This window comes from Kribbella antiqua (assembly GCF_004345665.1).
Classification (GTDB): Bacteria; Actinomycetota; Actinomycetes; order Propionibacteriales; family Kribbellaceae; genus Kribbella; species Kribbella antiqua.
Window position 1 is genome coordinate 237,957 of record NZ_SLWR01000011.1, and the last position, 17,696, is coordinate 255,652.

Annotated in this window: 13 protein-coding genes and 1 tRNA gene; 9 read left to right on the forward strand and 5 right to left on the reverse strand. The window is 67.0% G+C overall.

Annotated features, from left to right (window positions below; all coding sequences use genetic code 11):
- Positions 1-74: 74 nt before the first annotated feature.
- From EV646_RS29510 to EV646_RS29515, 3 genes are all read left to right on the forward strand, one after another.
- Entirely contained in the window at positions 75-2,690 is a 2,616-nt protein-coding gene (locus tag EV646_RS29510; RefSeq protein ID WP_132154328.1) for an RICIN domain-containing protein, read from the forward strand.
- A 160-nt stretch (positions 2,691-2,850) separates the two neighbouring features.
- The gene (locus EV646_RS39555) at positions 2,851-3,417 is read left to right on the forward strand and encodes a hypothetical protein (protein WP_199237263.1); all 567 of its coding nucleotides are present in this window, start codon (positions 2,851-2,853) and stop codon (positions 3,415-3,417) included.
- Positions 3,414-4,799 (forward strand): hypothetical protein, encoded by a 1,386-nt coding sequence (locus EV646_RS29515; protein WP_199237264.1) that lies wholly within the window; start codon positions 3,414-3,416, stop codon positions 4,797-4,799. Before EV646_RS39555 ends, EV646_RS29515 begins: the two co-directional genes overlap by 4 nt.
- A 111-nt stretch (positions 4,800-4,910) precedes the next feature.
- On the opposite strand, the gene EV646_RS29520 is transcribed toward EV646_RS29515, so the two are convergent.
- A complete protein-coding gene (locus EV646_RS29520; RefSeq protein ID WP_132154330.1) occupies positions 4,911-8,342 on the reverse strand; it encodes a putative Ig domain-containing protein in 3,432 nt (1,143 codons plus the stop codon).
- Positions 8,343-8,594: 252 nt separating this feature from the next.
- Between EV646_RS29520 and EV646_RS29525 the strand changes: the two genes are divergently transcribed.
- The 5 genes from EV646_RS29525 to EV646_RS29545 are packed head-to-tail and all read left to right on the forward strand — an operon-like array spanning position 8,595 to position 13,978.
- A complete protein-coding gene (locus EV646_RS29525) occupies positions 8,595-9,905 on the forward strand; it encodes an ABC transporter substrate-binding protein (protein WP_132154332.1) in 1,311 nt (436 codons plus the stop codon).
- Positions 9,906-9,933: 28 nt separating this feature from the next.
- A complete protein-coding gene (locus EV646_RS29530; RefSeq protein ID WP_132154334.1) occupies positions 9,934-10,899 on the forward strand; it encodes a carbohydrate ABC transporter permease in 966 nt (321 codons plus the stop codon).
- Entirely contained in the window at positions 10,896-11,795 is a 900-nt protein-coding gene (locus EV646_RS29535) for a carbohydrate ABC transporter permease (protein ID WP_132154336.1), read from the forward strand. The genes EV646_RS29530 and EV646_RS29535 overlap by 4 nt, the downstream gene beginning before the upstream one ends.
- 57 nt (positions 11,796-11,852) lie before the next feature.
- A complete protein-coding gene (locus tag EV646_RS29540) occupies positions 11,853-12,860 on the forward strand; it encodes a hydroxyacid dehydrogenase (RefSeq protein WP_132154338.1) in 1,008 nt (335 codons plus the stop codon).
- A 41-nt stretch (positions 12,861-12,901) separates the two neighbouring features.
- The gene (locus EV646_RS29545; RefSeq protein WP_132154340.1) at positions 12,902-13,978 is read left to right on the forward strand and encodes a LacI family DNA-binding transcriptional regulator; all 1,077 of its coding nucleotides are present in this window, start codon (positions 12,902-12,904) and stop codon (positions 13,976-13,978) included.
- A gap of 68 nt (positions 13,979-14,046) precedes the next feature.
- Here EV646_RS29545 and EV646_RS29550 read toward each other — a convergent pair.
- Positions 14,047-14,119, reverse strand: a tRNA-Thr gene (locus EV646_RS29550).
- Between the two features lie 20 nt (positions 14,120-14,139).
- Positions 14,140-15,327, reverse strand: coding sequence for an MFS transporter (locus EV646_RS29555; RefSeq protein ID WP_132154342.1), 1,188 nt, complete (start codon positions 15,325-15,327; stop codon positions 14,140-14,142).
- A gap of 72 nt (positions 15,328-15,399) precedes the next feature.
- Between EV646_RS29555 and EV646_RS29560 the strand changes: the two genes are divergently transcribed.
- Positions 15,400-16,797 carry a pyridoxal phosphate-dependent decarboxylase family protein gene (locus EV646_RS29560; RefSeq protein WP_132154344.1) on the forward strand — a complete coding sequence of 466 codons (1,398 nt, stop codon included), beginning with the start codon at positions 15,400-15,402 and terminating at the stop codon, positions 16,795-16,797.
- Here the strand turns inward: EV646_RS29560 and EV646_RS29565 are convergent.
- Both EV646_RS29565 and EV646_RS29570 read right to left on the reverse strand, forming a co-directional pair.
- A complete protein-coding gene (locus tag EV646_RS29565) occupies positions 16,771-17,040 on the reverse strand; it encodes a hypothetical protein (RefSeq protein ID WP_132154346.1) in 270 nt (89 codons plus the stop codon). The genes EV646_RS29560 and EV646_RS29565 overlap by 27 nt on opposite strands.
- A 16-nt stretch (positions 17,041-17,056) precedes the next feature.
- Positions 17,057-17,638, reverse strand: a complete 582-nt coding sequence (locus EV646_RS29570; RefSeq protein ID WP_132154348.1) for a TetR/AcrR family transcriptional regulator — start codon at positions 17,636-17,638, stop codon at positions 17,057-17,059.
- Positions 17,639-17,696: the final 58 nt, after the last annotated feature.

Sequence of the window (17,696 nt, forward strand, 5' to 3'; positions counted from 1 at the left end):
GGGGGCGGATCAGGCCGCTCCGTTGCCTGGATCCGCCTTCCTCCGGTGAATGACAGGCAAGGAGTACATCCCCCATGGACAACCCCACGCGCCGCGGGCGTTACCGCGGCCGCTGGACCGCCGCCGGTCTGCTGGTCGGCGTGCCCGCCATCGTCGTGCCGTGCCTCCTGTTCGCGCGGCAGGACTCGCAGGCCGCGACGATCGACGGCAATGCCTACTACCGGCTGGTTTCCGTACGCAGCGGCAAGGCGATGGACGTCAACGCCTTCTCCACCGCCGACGGCACCCGCATCCAGCAGTGGACCGACCAGAACACCGCCAACCAGCAGTGGAAGCTGAGACCCACCGGGGACGGCTACTACGAACTGGTGAACCGCAACAGCGGCAAAGTGCTCGGCATAGCGGGCGATTCGACCACCCAGGCGGCCGCCGCCGAGCAGCAGACCGACAGCTCCTCCACCTCCCAGGAGTGGCGGATCGACGATGTGAGCGGTTCCGACGCCGTCACTTTCACCTCCCGCAGGAGCGGCCAGGTCCTGGACGTCTCCGGAGGCTCCACGGCCGACGGCGCGCCGATCATCCAGTATCCCAGCAGAGGCAGCACCAACCAGCAGTGGAAGCTGGTGAAGTTGGCCGAGCCCCAGACGGCCGGGTCCGGCCCGTACGCGTGGAAGAACGCCCAGGTGGTGGGCGGCGGATACGTCACCGGTCTGGTGTTCAACCCGCGCGAGAAGGGCCTACTGTACGCGCGCACAGACATGGGCGGCGCCTACCGCTGGGACACCGCGGCCGAGCAGTGGATCCCGCTGACCGACTGGGCCGGCGAGCAGGACTGGAACCTGCTGGGCATCGATGCGGTGGCCACCGACCCCGTCGACCCCGCCCGGCTCTACCTCGCGGCGGGCACCTACACCAACGAGTGGGCCGGCAACGGCGCGATCCTGCGCTCCACCGACCGGGGCCACACCTTCCAGCGCACCAATCTGCCCTTCAAGCTGGGTTCCAACGAGCCCGGCCGCGGTGCGGGCGAACGGCTCGTGATCAACCCCGCGGACAACGGCACCCTACTGCTGGGCACCCGCAAGAACGGCCTGTGGCGCAGCACCGACTACGGCGTGACATGGAGTCAGGTCTCCTCGTTCCCCGTCAAGGACGGGGCGGGCAGCGGCGCGGGCATCTCCTTCGTGACGTACGGCCCGGCCGGCAGCAAGACGGTCTACGTCGGCGTCAACGACAAGTCCACGCCTTTGTACCGTTCGACCGATGGTGGCAGCAGCTGGCAGGCCGTTCCCGGGCAGCCCACCGGCCAGATGCCGCAGCATGGTGTGGTCTCCGGTGACGGGTCGCTGTACCTGACGTACAGCAACAGCATCGGCCCCATGGACGCCACGGCGGGCTCGGTGTGGAAGTACACCCCGTCGGGCGGGGTGTGGAAGAACATCTCGCCGTCGCAGGGTGGTTACGGGTTCTCCGGTCTGGCCGTCGACGCGCAGAAGCCGTCCACGGTGATGGTCACCACCCTGGACCGGTGGTGGCCCGAGGACGAGGTCTACCGGACCACTGACGGCGGCACGAGCTGGAAGGCGCTGGCGGACAAGTCGCAGCGCGATGCCTCCGGCGCCCCGTACGTCGGCAGCGGCACCGGGCATTGGATGACCGCGCTGGCCATCGATCCCTTCGACTCCGGGCACGTGCTGTACGGCACCGGCAACGGCATCTGGCGCAGCAAGGACGCCAACGCCTCCGACAGCGGAGGCACCAGCCACTGGGCCTCTGGGGCCCGCGGGCTGGAGGAGACCTCGCTGGCGGACGCGATTGCCCCTCCCGGCGGCGCCACCGTCATCACCTCCATGGGCGACCAAGGCGGCTTCCGCCACGACTCCCTGACCGAGGTGCCCGCCGGACGGCTGAAGAACCCGCTGATGAGCAGCAGCACCGACATCGACTTCGCCCAGACGGCCCCTGCAGTCATAGTCCGCGTCGGCACTGGCGGCGCGCAGGACGGCGCCTACTCCACCGACGGCGGCAGCAGCTGGAACGGATTCACGGCAGAGCCGGTGGGCAGCGCGAGCAGCGGCCATGTCGCGCTCGCGGCGGACGGCTCCACCATCGTGTGGACTGAGGCCGGCCAGGCCCCGTACCGCTCGACCGACAAGGGAGCGAGCTGGTCGAAGGTCAGCGGCCTGGGCACCGACGCCGTGGTCGTCGCCGACCGCTCCTCGGCCAATACCTTCTACTCACTCACGGGCGGCACGCTCTACGCCAGCACCGACGGCGGCGCGACTTTCACCGCCCGCGCCACCAGCCTGCCCGCCGGCCGGCTCGCGGCCGTCCCCGGCATCGCCGGGGACCTGTGGATCGCCGGCGGTGGCAACGGGCTGCTGCACTCCACCGACGGGGGCCGCAGCTTCGCCGCGCTCACCTCGGTGCAGTCCGCCTCCGCCCTCGGCTTCGGCAAGGCCGCGCCGCGCGCCAACTACCAGGCCCTGTACCTGATCGGCACCGTCAAGAACGTGACCGGAGTCTTCCGCTCCACCGACAAGGGCGCCACCTGGGTCCGCATCAACGACGACGCCCACCAGTGGGGCAGCATCGGCGGAGTCGGCGTCATCACCGGTGACCCCGACACCTACGGCCGCGTCTACATCGGCACCAACGGACGCGGTCTGCAGTACGGCGACCCGTCCTGACCCCACAACCCATTGAGCTCCGGGTCAGCCTGCCAGCAGGCTGACCCGGAGCTGAACAATGGGCCGGACATCAAGCCTGTCCAAAGGCATTGCCGAATCCATCGATGCCACGTCGCACTGCTGGTTAGGGTGGGCGCCGGATTCGAGGAGGACAACAGACTTGAGAAGCCTGATCGGGGCTGTGGTTGTGCTCGCCGCTCTGGGGCTACAGCCCGTGCCGGCGGTCGCGGCTGGGAGCGGCGACATCACGCTCGACATCCTGGCGAACCGTAACGTCACCCTGACCGGTGACGCGGTGGTGAACGTGCCCGATGGAACCACGACGTACGACGGGGCGATCCGCGGCGAAGGATCGCTGCGGATCGCGGGCAGCGGCACGTTGATCCTCACCAAGGACAGCGACTTCTCGTTGCCCAAGGCAAGTCAACGACAGACGGTCCGGATCCTCGGCGGTAACCACCCGTACGTCGTGGTCACGCGCCCCGATCCGCCGGCGGTCGTCGTCGACAAGGGCGCGACTCTGCAGTACGGCAACGGCGGCGGCACCGGGCTGATCGGCAGATTCCCGTACGGCACGTCGCGCTGCCGAACGCCCGGGCCATCCTCAACCAAGGCACCTGAACAATCGACACCCCGCTTCACCAGACCGTCACCATCCGGCAGAACTTCTACCAACGCGAGTACGGCAGCGACATCAACGTCCAGTCCCGCCCCGGCAGCAAAGTGATCCTGACCGGCCAGTACAGCTACTCGGACCGTGGTGGCGACACCAACCCGTCACTGAGCAACCCGGCGATCAACTGGCGGAAGATCCCGCACGACTTGAACAAGCGCGGCACCAACATCAAGGGCGCCGACGTCCAGTGGGGTGACGGCAGCACGAGCAAGATCTTCATGCCGGGCACCGCGGACACCGTCTATATCAACCTGCTCGCCGCGCGGTTCCGCTCCAAACTCACCTACGCCTACAACGGCCCGGTCACGCTCGGCGCCCCGATCGGTGGCGGTGTGTTTCACGACACCCTGAAGTCGCCTGGCGCCGGTGACGTCGTGATCAAGGCGGTCCGTGGCAACGACGTGACATTCGCCGCCGACCAGTACTACGACGGCTCGACGACGATCGAGAAGGGTGCGACCCTTCGCCTCGGAAGTGGACGGCCCGGAGGTGACGGCAGCCTGTTGACGAAGGCCGCGTTGTTCCGCGTCCTCAACGAGGGTTCGCTGGTGGTTCGCAACGCCGACAAGGCGATCACGCTGTCGAAGATCAGCGGCACCGGTTCACTGACCCAGGCCGGCGCAGCGACGACTCGCCTCGCCGGAGCGCTGACCTATACCGGCACCACCACGATCTCGCGCGGTGTCCTGGCGCTCACCGGCGGCAGCCTGACGTCCAGCAGCGCCGTGACGCTCACCAAGTCCGGCGCCAAGCTGGATCTGACCAAGGTCGGCAACCAGACACTCCGAAACCTCAGCCAGGCCTCCGGCACCACAGTCCTGTACGGCGATCGCGCCACGCTCACCTTGAGCCGTCAGTCCAAGCTCTCAGGCACCCTCCAGGGCGGACGGCTCGTCAACGTCGGCACCACCGGCGGGACGTTCAGCGTCAAGGGCGATTTCGAGCAGACTCCCGACGGTCGACTGTCCACCCGAGCGACCGGTACGCCGGTCCGCGTGTTCGGCAGGGTATCGCTGGCCGGAAAGCTCGCCCTCACCCCGCCGGCCAAGCTCACCAAGGAAACCCTGCTGATCGCCAATGACGGCACCGACCCGATCGCCGGCGCGTTCACCAACCTCCCCGAAGGCACCCGGGTCGCGAGCTACCAGATCACCTACAAGGGCGGCGACGGCAACGACGTCACGCTGAAACCCGTCAAGGCGAAGACAGCCCTCGACCAGCCCACCGCGCACACCACGCCCCCGGCAACCACCACGACTGCGGCCGACGGCTTCTCCCTCAGCCTCCCGGCCACCCTCGCGGCCGCAGCCGTCGCGCTCCTCGCCTTCATCGTGATCGTCGTCCGCCTCCGACGTCGCACCTCGCAAGGACAATCCGGTGATGCACGCCCGCGTCCCGGAGGACGTCGGCGAGGACACGGAACCGGCGCGTGAGCTCCGCGCGCTCCGCAGGCTCCGGCATACCGGGCAAGCAGGCGGGAGCCTGGGCGAGCGCCCACCGTGGCCCGGTGGGCGCTCGCCCTGATGGTCGTCTCGAAGGTCGACCTACCCAGCGGGCTTGATCTCTCCGTAGAGCTCGACCTCGGACAGATTCCCGAACCAGTTCGTCGCGTTGTAGATGCGCAGGTACCGGTAGTGACTGTTGCCTGATGCCTGCTGATCGCTCCAGGTGTTCGCTACCGCTCCGGTGAGCGGCTTGGTGAGGTCGGTCCAGGTCTGGCCGTCGTTCGATCCTTGCACGACGGTCCCGTTGGCCCGCTGTGGGTGGCTGGCCCGCGGAAGGAACAGCACTTCCTCGGGTTGCACGGTTGTGTGCGCGCCGAAGTCGAGGACGTAGTAGGCGCCAGTCCCACTGTTCAGATCGCTGTAGGTGTCGGGGTTGCGGTCGAAGAGCAGGTAGCCGACCTGCTCGGCCCCCAGTCCGGTACCCGGCCATTGTTTGTCGGACGCGATGACGTTGGCCACCTTGGCCACGTCGATGAAATGTGCGGGGTCGCCCGCGATGTAGAGCTTCGATCCGTCGGTGGTTCCGTACAGGGTTGGTCCGGCCTTACCCGCGGCGTCGAGGTAGTCGACCGCGACCTGGATGTTGCCGGGTGGCACGTTGTCGAGTTTGACCGCGGCGGTCCAGTTGACGCCGTCCGCCGAGTTCGCCTTCGCCGACAGACCTTGGACGGTGACGGTGACCTGGTGGAGCGGCTTCCTCGCGGTGACCGAGACGTCGACGGTGTCGCCCGTCATGATCTTTCCCGCGATGGCCTGAGCGGAGGCGATCGAGGCCGACTTCACCAGGTTGCCGATCTCGTGCCGTTCGCCGTAGATGTGGAACTCGGTCAGCTCGAACACGCCCCGCACGATCCCGTAGAGGACGTCCGGCAACTGCTTGATCATCTGGACCTTCAGGTACCGGAACTGGTCATCCTGGAGGTCCTTGGCGACGTCAAGGGTGTTGAAATCCTGGGTGTACGCCGTGACGCCCGGGGTGAGGCGGGTCCAGTTGACGCCGTCGTTGGAACCGAACACGGCCGAGTTGGCGAGCCGGTCGGCGAAGATGTTGCTCTGGAACCCGAACTTGGTGGCGGAGACTCGGAAGTCGGGGCCGAAGTCGAAGGTGTGCGACATGTTGACGGCCTGCGGGTAGGTGGTGCCGGTCTGTTCGTCGCCGTCGACCATGTTGACGATGCGGTCCCCGGTGGTGGAGGAAGCGACGAGCCCTGGGTAGTCGAGGCTGCCGTCCAGAGCGGTCTTCGGCGAGAGCGGTCGGAGCCCGTCGACGGCCGTGACGAGATCGGCCAGCGCGGCCAGGTACTCGGCGTCGGAGCCTTGCTTGCGCAAGGCGTCGGCGGCGTCCTCGGCGTTCCCATAGGCGGCCTCGGTCGCGGACTCGTACGCGGTGTTGTTGTGGTAGCCGCGTTTGGCGAGCACCATTGCACTCGTGCGGTCGTCGGCTGCGGCCAGGGTGATGCGGCGCGCTGCCAGGTTTGTGCCGTCGTCGGCAGCGACGGTTACCGTCCACGAGCCGGCCTCGGCCGGCTGCCAGGTCAAGGTGCCGGTTGCGGAGTCGAGTGCGGCGCCCTTGGGGAGCCCGGTCGCGGTGTAGGTCGTCCCCTGGGCGGTGGTCGCGGCGAGGTTGACGCTGATGTTCGCACCGAGCCAGCCGACGAACCGATCGGCAGCCTGATCGGCGAAGACGGGCCCCGCCGCGGGGTTGATGTTGATGTGGTCGAGGTCGACGGTCGTGCCTTCGGTCTCGATGAACAGGATGTCGCCCATGGGTCCATCGGTCGTCACATAGTGCCACTGCCCGTCGGTGTCCGGCACGATCACCGGGTAGTCGCGCTTCATGGTATGGCCGTTTCGGCCGGTGCGCAGGTGAAGCACTGCGTCGCCGTCGGTGCGGACACGGAAGCCCAGCTTCGGTCGGTTGGTCTCCCCGTTGAGGTAGGCGATCTTCGAACCGGGAGCCATCCGCACATACCCGTCGCCAGCCGTGACGTCGCCGGCCAGGTGCGTGTAGCGGTCCTCGACCTCATAGATGTTGGGGTTGTCGCCCAGCGGCGGGGTCGACTCCCCGGCCGCCGCCGCGGGCGCGAACAGCCAGGAGTCACCTCCGCCGTCGACGCCGTCCCAATAGTTGCCTATGGCACCGCCTCGGTAGTACCGCGGGCCGGGCCGTTTGGCGTAGGCCTCGGCGAAGTAGGGAGCCATCGCCCCGACATCCTTGCCGAGGGTGAACTCGTAGTAGTAATAGATCTCCCAGAAGCTCGCCGTGACATACCGGCCGCGGTAGCCGTCGGCGATGTGGTTGTAGGTGTCGCGGATCGTGCCGTCCGGCGAGATCGCGTACGCCATCGGCGTCCACGGGGTCTCGTAGCCGAGCATGAACCGCCAGAAGTAGTCGGCGGCGGCGAGGATCCGGTTGCCGAGGAACTCGTAGGGGCCGACGGCGTTCGGGGCGTGGGAGACGGTGCCGGCGACGGGGTCGACCTTCGTTCCCTGGGCCAGCAGCATGCGGGAGATGATCGCGGCGTTCGTGAGGTCGCCGCCGCCGTGGGCCTGGTCGCGGCCCATCTCGGTGTGCTGGACGTGCGGGTCCTTGATCGGCTTGCCGGTCTTGTCGTTGTGATCGACCCAGCGGAACAGCCGCGCGATCGAGCCGTTGAAGCCCTGGTCCTTGGCGGTGGCGTTGACGGTGAACCATTCGACCGACCGCTGGTAGAGGGCGGTGTCGTCCATGAAGATCGCGCCGGCCATCGCGCCCATCAGCGGGTAGTTGTGCTGGTTCATGAAGTGGTTGTTGTCGTTCTGGAAGGTCTCGATGACCGGTACGACGAGGTTGTGCGTAAACGCCTGCGTGTCCGCGTCCGTCCAGGGGTACGCCTCGTCGGCGCAAGAGGTGTAGCGCAGCAGCTCGGCCGCGGACACCATGCGGTTGAGCGGGACGCCGGTGTGGATGTGCGAGTCGGTGAAGTACTTGTACTTCGCGGGATCCATCTGCTCCCAGATGCGGATGATGTCGAGTGCGTTCTTGCGGTAGACCTCGTCACCGGTGAGCACGTACAGAACGGCTTGTGTGTAGGACTTCAGGCCGTCGGCGATGAAGCGGCCATTGAAACCTTGGCTGTCGAACGCGTCCGAGGCCGGCTTGGTCGGATCGGCGCCGCTCCGGTTGGACGACGTCACGCCGGTCCCGGCCGCCGACGACTTCTGCATCGCAAGGAACGACGAGGTCCAGGGTTCGGCGCCGGCGGCGATCTGCCGGCGCGCGTTCTCCAGGAGCGGCTGGGTCAAACCGACGCCGGGATGCGCGAACCCCTGCGTGCTGACGGTGGACTGGAACGTCACGGCACAGGTGCCGAGAACTTGGGCGGCAGCCGACCTGGCCACTGCGACCAGGAACCCGGTAGTGAGCAGGAGGGCTGTGGCGAGCGCGCCGAGTCGTCGGACGCTGCCCGCGGCAGGTGGAGTCGGACTCACAGAGAGCACCTTCTTCCCTGAGGCGGAGGATTCACGGGATGAATTCGGTGACGAGCAGCAACGCCGAGCCGAAGGCTCCGAACAGGCGCAGCTCGTAGTTAACGATTTCTACGCTAAGGATCATTCGCGCAGACAGCAACCCCGTGAGGCCTTGACGCTATGGGCATTCTGCTCCTACGGTCCATAGAAATCGTTAACTATGACGACCGCCGCCATCCCCTGCAGAACCCCTAGCCCTCTGGAGATTCACGCATGCCCAGAACCCGTCGTCGCGCCGTGCTGGCAGGCCTCGCCCTGTGCCTGGCCGCCACCACGGTCGCCTGCAGCAGCGACACCGACAAGAACTCCGCCTCCGGCCCGGTCGAGATCGAGTACTGGGCCTGGTCCCCGGCCCAGCCGGTGGTGGACAAGTTCAACGCCACCCACACCGACATCAAGGTCAAGTTCGTCAAGCAGGCGGACCTTCCCACCACCGCGACCGGTCTGCGCAACGCGGCCGCGGCCGGCAGCAAGATCCCGTGCCTGATGCAGAACTTCGGAGACGTACCGGCGCTGCTGTCAGAGGGCCTGCTCTCCGACGTGACCGACTACATGAAGCCCGCGGAGAGCAAGTTCAAGCCTGCGTCACTGGTGGGGGCGCAGGTCCAGGGCAAGTACTACGGTATCCCGACCGGCACCGGGCCGACGTTCATGATGATCAACCGCGCGATCTACGACAAGTACGGCGTACCGGTTCCGAAGACCTGGGACGACGTGATCGCCGCCGGCAAGGCGCTCAAGCCGCACGGCGTCCAGGTGATGAACCTGGCCGGTGAGGACCCGAGCACACTGGTCAACCTCATCACCCAAGCCGGCGGCACCTGGTACTCGGTGCAGAACGACTCCTGGAAAGTCGATTTCCTCTCGCCCGAGTCCGTTGCCGCCGCCAACATTCTCCAGCAACTGGCCGACAACGGCCTCGTCGCCAACCAGACCTACCAGGACCGGCCCGCCCTGATCGCGTACTTCGACGAAGGCAAGATGGTCTCGCTTCCGACCTCCACGTGGCAGCTGACCAACTACGAGCTCCACTTCAAGAAGACAATCGGCCACTGGGAGCCGATCGACCTGCCGCAGTTCGCCGGCGCCACCAAGTTCGCGACCCCCGCGCACGGCAACGCGCTGCTCGTCCCGAAGGGATGCCAGCACCCGAAGGAAGCGAGCGAGGTCGGCATCTGGATGAACACCAGCAAGGACGGTATCGACGCCACCTACGACAAGGCCACCGGATCCTACGCCTGGCCGGGCGCGATGCCCGATCCGTCGCCCTGGATCGACGCCGCCGTTCCGCAGAAGCTGTTCGGCAGCCATCGCCCGCAGGCCAAGGCCGTCATCAACAAGGCGTCGGCGTCCGGCGTGGACAACTGGCTGGTCGGCCCCAACTACACCGGCGTCTTCAAAGAACTGCAGGACCAGTGGGCACAGGCGGTCACCAAGAAGATCACCTTCCGCCAGCTCCTCGAGAACATGCAGAAGTTCACCGTCGACGACCTGCAGGCCAAGGGCATCAGCGTCACGAACTGAGAACGACGAGCGAAGAGGAGGAGAACGGATGTCCCTGGATCTGAAACCGAAACCGCTGACCAAGCCGCCCGCCCAGCGGGCCGGGGACGTCCGTGCCTCCGGAGGGCGCTGGCGCCGAACCGTAGCCCTCAAAGGCGCGTCGTTCACCGCGCCGTTCTTCGCCGGATTCGTGGTCTTCACGGTCGTGCCGGTGATCATGGCGCTGAGCAAGAGCCTCTACAGCTCGAAGAGCTCCGGCCTCGGTTTCGGCGAGAAGACCGTGACCTTCAGCGGGTTCGAGAACTTCGGTCGCGCCCTGCACGACAGCAAGTTCTGGGGCAGCCTGTGGCGGGTCGCGCTGTTCGCGATCGTGGTCATCCCGCTGATCCAGTTCGTCAGCCTGGCCTTGGCGCTGCTGCTCGACTCGGTCCGCAGACGCGCGGCCGGAAAGCTGCGGATCGCGATGCTCGTGCCCTACATGAGCCCGGGGATCGTCGCGACGCTCATCTGGATCTACCTCTACAGCCCTGCCGTCGGTCCGCTCACGCCGTTCTTCAGGCTGTTCGGGATCGACGCCAACTTCTACAGCAGCCAGATGATCTGGGTGTCCGTCGGCAACCTGATGGCATGGGGCAGCATCGGCTTCAACATGCTGATCGTGTACGGCGCCCTGCAGGCGGTGCCACGCGACATCTTCGACAGCGCACGGGTCGACGGCGCGTCGGAGTGGCGCATCGCCTGGTCGATCAAAGTGCCGTACGTACGGCGTTCCCTGGTACTGGTCAGCATCCTCGGCATCATCGGCACCCTGCAGATCTTCAGTGAGCCGTTGCTGTTCCGCTCGATGACGCCGGAGACCGTGAACAAGGACTTCACCCCGATCATGACCATCTACAACCAGGCCTTCGCCGTCGGCGACTTCAACTACGCCGCGGCCCTGTCCATCGTCCTCGCGCTCGTGGTCGGCCTGATCTCGGCGATCTTCTACAAACTCACCAACAAGGCTCCCGCATGACAACCACCACTGCTGCCCCCAGCCGTCGGTACGACGACGACCTACCGGCCGGACATCATCCGTCGAAGCTGTCCAGGACCCTGGTCTGGACCGGCCTCGTCCTGTTCCTGATCTACTCCATCGCCCCGGTGTGGTTCCTCGTCGTCTCCGCGACCAAGAACCAGCGTGACCTCTACACGACCAACGGCCTGTGGTTCGCGGAGTTCCACCTCTTCGACAACGTCCGGGACCTCTTCACCTACAACGACAGCATCTTCCTGCGCTGGATGGCGAACACCCTCCTGTACGGCGTCGCCGGAACGGTCGGCATGACCGTCGTCTGCGTCGCCTGCGGATACGCGCTGGCCATGTACCAGTTCCGCGGCCGCGGCATCCTCATGGGCTGCATCATCGCCTCGTTCCTCATCCCCGGAGCGCTGCTGACCATCCCGTCGTTCCTGCTCTACACCCGGATGCACATCGTCGACACGCCCTGGGCGATCATCGTGCCGCACTTCTTCAGCGCGTTCTCCGTCTACCTGGCCAAGGTGTACGCCGAAGGCGCCATCCCGCCGGAACTGCTCGAGGCGGCGCGCGTGGACGGCGCCGGCGAGTACCGCGCTTTCGTCACCATCGGAGCGCGGCTGATGACCACCGGCTCGGCGACCATCTTTCTGCTCGGGTTCGTGGGCTCCTGGAACTCGTTCTTCGGCCCACTGGTCTTCCTGCGCGGTGAACAGAAATGGACCGTCATGCTCGGCCTGTACTCCTGGCTGAACATCAAGGTCGACCAGTCCGTCGACCTGACCGGACTCGTCATCGTCGGAGCGATCGTCTCGCTCATCCCGATCGTCGCCCTGATGCTGGCCATGCAGCGGTACTGGCGCTCCGGTATCACCCTGGGCAGCCTGAAATAGCCCTCATCACCTACCAAAGATAGTTAGCGGTTTCTATCCCCTGAAACGGAGGAGCCCGTGGCTGACCGGCCCGCGGCACTGTTCGCCCTCGGTGCGCACCATCTGCCCGACCTGTACCCGGCACGGTCGATGCACCGGCTGCAGCGCCTCGTCCGGATCGACCCGACCGTCGTCGCCGAGCGGTTCGACACCGATGACATCCGAGTCGCCCTGGCGTCGACCGAGTTCCTGATCACCGGATGGGGATGCCCAACGATCACCACCGCGGTCCTCGACGCGGCCCCCCGGCTGCGGGCGATCCTGCACACCGCGGGATCGGTCAAGACGCTCCTCCCGGCGGAATGTTGGGAGCGTGGTCTGGCCGTCACCTCGGCCGCCTCGGCCAACGCCGTGCCTGTCGCCGAGTACACGCTCGCGGCGATCCTCTTCGCGGGCAAGGACGTCTTCGGACTGCGCGACCGATACCACGCCGCCAGGCATTTCACCGTGGCCGAAGTACAGACAGGAGTGGGAAACTACGGTCGCACAGTCGGAGTGATCGGCGCCTCGCGGATCGGCCGTCGTGTCATCGAGCTGCTCCGCCCTTTCGACATCGAGGTGTACCTCTTCGACCCGTACGTCGACGCCGCCACCGCGGCCGATCTCGGCGCGTGCCTGGTCGATCTGGACACACTGCTGCGCACCTGCGACATCATCACCGTGCACGCCCCGGCGACCCCGCAGACCCATGGGCTCATCGGGGCGGAACAACTCGCGCTGATGCGCGACGGAGCGACCCTGATCAACACCGCACGAGGCAGCCTCGTCGACAGCCACGCGCTGGTCGAACATCTGCAGGCCGGGCGACTGTACGCCGTACTCGATGTGACGGATCCCGAGCCGCTGCCCGCCGACTCGGCACTCTGGAAGCTGCCCAACACCTTCCTGACACCGCACATCGCAGGGTCACACGGCAACGAACTCGCCCGCATGGGCGACTGCATCATCGACGAGCTCGAACGCATCCTCGACGGCAGCCCGTTCGCGCACGCGATCGTGGCGTCCGATCTGGACCGGGTCGCCTGACCTATCGTTGACCCGTTCCAGCATCTTCGAAGGGGGCCGTGGTGGCACGACAGCCGACGTCCGGTGAGCGTCCGACCGTCAAGGACGTCGCCGCTTCGTCGGGGGTGTCCGCCACCACGGTGTCCCGGGTGCTCGCCGGCAACTATCCCGTCTCGACCGCGACCCGCGCGCGGGTGATGAAGGCCGTCCGCGAACTGGACTACGTCATCAACGCACAGGCGCGGGCCCTGGGCGGCGGCGGCACCAAGACCGTGGCCTTCATCGTCCACGACCTCGTCGGCCCCGCCTTCGCCTACGTCGGTCAAGGCGTCGAGCAGGAGGCCACCGCCGAGGGTCGGCTGTGCCTGGTCTGCACGACTCACGGCGACCCCGAACGTGAGCTCGAACTCATCGAGCTCATGCGCGAGCAGCAGGCCGAGGCGGTGGTCCTCGTCGGCGGCGGCAGCAACAGCAGCAGCTACATCGAGCGGATGACGCAGGCCGCCCGGGGACTGGACAAGTCCGGCTCCCGCCTCGTGCTCTGCGGCCGCCCGCCGCTAGGTCCCGACGTGCCCGCGACGGTGGTCGAGTACGACAACGAAGGCGGCGCCTACGCCATCACCAGCTATCTCATCTCGCTCGGTCACCGCGACATCGTCTTCCTGGGCGCCGGTCGACCGGGTCACAGCACTGTCGACGGACGCCTCCGCGGGTTCGAGCGCGCTCACAAGGCACACCACCTCCCGGTACCGCAGCAGCAAACGCGCGCGATCACCTTCGACCGCGAGTCCGGCTACCAGGCCACCCACGACCTGCTGGCACACGGCCACAAGTTCACCGCAATCTTCGCCGCCACCGACGTCGTAGCCAGCGGGGTTCTGGTCGCGCTGCGAGAAGCAGGCCTCCGGGTCCCCGAGGACGTCTCCGTCGTCGGGTACGACGACATCCCGCTGGCCAGAGACCTCACACCGCAACTCACCACGGTTCACGTGGACCACGAGGACCTCGGCCGTACCGCCGTACGCTACGCCCTGAACCGCGACCGGCACGCCATGAACCAGCACACCGTGATCGGCACCCACGTCGTCATCCGCGACTCCGCCGGCCCCCCTCCCAAGCCAAGGAGGGGCGGGCGATAGCCCGGCCAACAGGGCATGATCCGGGGCCCGGAGGTTCACCACGTCCGGGTTATGTGCCCAGTTCAGAGAGCCGGTGAGGGGACTCGAACCCCTAACCACCGCTTTACAAGAGCGGTGCGCTGCCAGTTGCGCCACACCGGCGGGTGTTGTGCTGGACCATCTTAGGGGATCTGGGTGGGGGTTTGGGGGCGGAGGGTGGTGAGGGGGCGGCGGAGGGCGTGGGCGCCTGGGACGGCGGCTAGGGCGATGAGGGCCATGACCGTGAAGGCAGCCGTCGGGTGGTCTACGAGGAGGCCTACTACTACGGCTACCAGGAGGCCGCCTAGGTTGCCGGACATCCAGATGAGGCCGGCTGCGGTTCCTTCGGCTTCGCCGGTGCGGCGTTCGACGAGTTCGAGGACGATCGGGAGGGCAGGGAGAAGCAAGAGGCCGATCAAGGTGATGGCGACGAAGCCCGTGACGACGCCTGGGAGCAGGGCCAGCAGGACGCACGCGGCCGCGGTCGTGGCCAGGCTGATGACGAGCAGCAGGGACTCCGCGTGGCGGCGTACGACGATGATCGGGATGATCGCGCTGCCGAGGACGCCGGCGACGACCTGGACGAGGAGGATCGTGCTGGCCGTACCGCCGGTGACTCCGGCCGGTTCCAGGAGCGCCTGTGCGAAGGTGCTCATGGCAACGAAAACGCCGAATGGGAAGATCGCCAGCACGCACAAGCGGCGGATCAGCGAGTCGCCCCAGGCGATCCGCAAGGCGCCGCGCGAGGGTCCGAGCCGAGCCACTTCGAACGGCCCTTGGTTGCGCAAAGCAACGACCAGTACAGCACCGGAGACCAAGCAGAAGACCGCGCTGACGGCAAGGATCGCCGGGATGTCTGAGGTGACAGCGCTCAGGAGAAAGGCGATCACCATGCCGGCGAAGATGCTGGCCGTACCGACGGCGATCCCGGTCGGCCGATCCTTCGCTGAAAGGTAGCGGCCGGTGATGCCGGTGACCGCGTTCAGCACCAGCGGTTGGGCGATGGAGGCAACGATCTGGCCGGCAAGCAGCCAGCCGAAGGAGTCGCCGGCCAACCGGACCACGGCTCCCACGGCGGTCAACACCGCGCCAGCGATCAACCCGGCCCGGAACCAGCGGTCCAGGATCAAGCCGCACGGAATCGCCAGTACGACGTACAGCAGCGGGAACACCTGGGCGAGCCAGCCGATCGCACCCTCCGAGACGCCGTACCGCGTCGAGGCAACAGTGGTCACGCCGGCGAAGTTCAGCCAGACGAGCTGGGTCGCCGCGCCGACCAGGGAATAACCGACGATCGCCGCCCAGCGACTCCCGGTCACAGCTCGCGCCATCCACGCCTCCTCAAGCGAGAACTGTAATGCCGTCACACGCCGGATCACACGCAAAAGACCTACAAAGAAGATATGGACAAGCACGACTGGGAAGGACCGCTCACCGAGGCGTACGAGCGGGCGACGCACTATCTCGAGGGACTACCCGAGCGACCGGTAGGCCCACGGGCGACAGCCGCCGAGCTCCGCCACGAGCTAGGCGGTCCCCTGCCCCAAGGACCAACGGACCCTAAAGAGGTGGTCGCAGACATCGCGAAAGGCGTCGAGGAAGGGCTGTTGCCGAGCGGCAGCGGCCGCTTCTTCGGGTTCGTCTTCGGCGGTGCAACACCGGCCGCGCTCGCGGCCGACTGGCTCACCACGGCCTGGGATCAGAACGCGGGCCTGTACGCCGCCGCACCCGCAGCCGCTGTGGTCGAGGAGGTCGCGGCCGACTGGCTCAAAAGTCTCCTAAACCTACCCAAGCAGACCTCCGTAGGTTTCGTGACCGGCGCGCAGATGGCGAACTTCACCGCCCTGGCCGCCGCCCGGCACGAAGTACTGAAGAAGGCTGGTTGGGACGTCGAGAAACAAGGACTCATCGGCGCGCCGACGATCAGGGTCCTCGCCGGCGCGGAGCGGCACGACACCATCGACCGCGCCCTGCGATTCCTCGGACTCGGCACCGACTGCATCGTCCCGATCGACGTCGACGATCAAGGCCGAATGCGCCCCGACGCGCTCGCTGAAGAGCTCAAACAACAGGTCCCGACAATCGTCTGCGCTCAGGTGGGCAACGTGAACACGGGCGCGATCGACCCCATCGAAGAGATCTGCCACCTCACAAAAGAAGTAGCGAAAGACGCCTGGGTGCACGTCGACGGCGCGTTCGGCCTCTGGGCAGCCGTCAGCCCCGAACTACGACCATTGCTGAAAGGCATCGAGCGGGCCGACTCCTGGGCGACCGACGCACACAAGACGCTCAACGTCCCGTACGACTCCGGCCTCGTCTTCTGCGCACACCCCGAACCGCATCGCGCCGCCATGTCCGTCCGGGCGACGTACCTGATCCACGACGAGAACGGGCAGCGCGATCCGCTCGACTTCAACCCCGAGTTCTCCCGCCGCGCGCGGGGATTCCCCGTGTACGCCGCTATCCGGGCGCTCGGACGGTCCGGCATCACCGAGATCGTCGAGCGGTGTCACGCGATGGCTCGCCGGTTCGCCGACACGCTCGCGACCAACGGGGTCGCCGTACTGAATGATGTCGTATTGAATCAGGTGCTGGTCCGGTTCGGCGATGATGACGAGCTCACCCGCCGGGTGGTGAAGGCTGTGCAGGACGACGGCACGTGCTGGATGTCCGGTACGACGTGGCACGGTCAGGCGGCGATGCGGATCTCGGTCAGCAACTGGTCGACCGACGAGTCCGACATCGATCGGTCCGCGGCCGCCGTACTGCGGTGCCTAGCGGTGGCCCAGCGCCTTCGCTAGTTCGTCACGGCCCATCTTCGAGCGGCCCTTGAGGTCGCGACGCTGAGCCTCCCGGTAGAGCTCCTGGCGGGTCTTCGGCTCGTCCGCGCCGGTGCGCTTGCGCTGCGCGACCGCTGCGCCCTGCTTGCCGAGCGCGGTCCGGGTCTTCTTCGGCATGTTCGAGATCGATTTCTTGGCCGTTGCGGCCTTGATCGCCGACTTCACGTTCTTGCGTGCCGTCGCACGCTGTTTCTGAGTGGCCATGGTTCGCCGGTACCCGCTACCCGGCAAACGACTCCAGGTGGTTGAGCGCCGCGTCGAGGGAGTCGCGGAGGGGCTCGGGTCGGCGGAGGGTTTGGGCTAGGAGTACGCCGCCCTGCATTGCGGCGAGCATCGTGTGGGCCAGGGCGTCGGGGTCGGCGTCGAGCCGGAGCACGCCTCGCGAGCGCATGGCCTGCAACTCGTGCCTGAACAGCTCGAGCCAGCGGCCGTAGCCGTCGGCGAGCTGGGCCCGCGCCGCGGGGCTCGACTCCGCGAGCTGACCCGCGAGTGAGCCGAAGTCGCAGCCGCCCCGGAACTGGCGGGCGGTCTGCCGCGCGACGATCTGGTCGGCCCACCGATGCCAGGCGTCGAACGAGTCGAGCGACCCTTGAGCGTCGAGCGTGGTGTCCGCCTGCCAGGAGATGACGTCCTCGATCAGCGTCTGCTTGTCATGGAAATAATGCGTCATCTGCGAACCGCTCACCCCCGCGGCCCGGCGGATGTCGTCGATCTGGGTCCCGGCGACGCCGTGCCGATGCACCAGCTCAGCTGCTGACGCCAGGATCCGGGCCCGCGTCGCCTGCCCCTTCACGGTCAACATGCTTCGAGCCTAGCCCCGACTGGGTCCCCAAACCCATTGCCGAAGGCGCATGATGAGC